We start from the raw sequence: 783 nt of genomic DNA, 5'->3' as shown, positions 1-783 counted from the left end.
GATGGGTAGGGGAGCGTCGTCTGCCGGGTGAAGCAGCCGCGGAAGCGAGTTGTGGACGGTTGACGAGTGAGAATGCAGGCATGAGTAGCGATACACACGTGAGAAACGTGTGCGCCGATTGACTAAGGGTTCCTGGGTCAAGCTGATCTGCCCAGGGTAAGTCGGGACCTAAGGCGAGGCCGACAGGCGTAGTCGATGGATAACCGGTTGATATTCCGGTACCCGCTGTGAAGCGTCAAACATTGAACCAGGCGATGCTAAGTCCGTGAAGCCGCCCTGGAGCCTTCGGGCAAAGGGGAGTGGTGGAGCCGACGGACCAGACCTGTAGTAGGTGAGTGATGGGGTGACGCAGGAAGGTAGTCCATCCCGGGCGGTGGTTGTCCCGGGGTAAGGGTGTAGGCCGTGCGATAGGTAAATCCGTCGCACATGTGGCTGAGACCTGATGCCGAGCCGATTGTGGTGAAGTGGATGATCCTATGCTGTCGAGAAAAGCCTCTAGCGAGTTTCATGGCGGCCCGTACCCTAAACCGACTCAGGTGGTCAGGTAGAGAATACCGAGGCGTTCGGGTGAACTATGGTTAAGGAACTCGGCAAAATGCCCCCGTAACTTCGGGAGAAGGGGGGCCATCACCGGTGATCACTCTTGCAGTGTGAGCTGGGGGTGGCCGCAGAGACCAGCGAGAAGCGACTGTTTACTAAAAACACAGGTCCGTGCGAAGCCGTAAGGCGATGTATACGGACTGACGCCTGCCCGGTGCTGGAACGTTAAGGGGACCGGTTAGT

1 rRNA gene is annotated in these 783 nt (G+C 58.1%); it reads left to right on the top strand.

From position 1 onward, the window contains the following. Nucleotides 1–783, top strand: a 23S ribosomal RNA gene (locus K4B79_RS47480); the annotation flags it as partial.

This window comes from Streptomyces lincolnensis (assembly GCF_021173675.1).
Lineage (GTDB): Bacteria > Actinomycetota > Actinomycetes > Streptomycetales > Streptomycetaceae > Streptomyces > Streptomyces lincolnensis_B.
The sequence above is the reverse complement of the archived record's forward strand: the minus strand, read 5'-3'. Positions and strand labels throughout refer to the sequence as shown.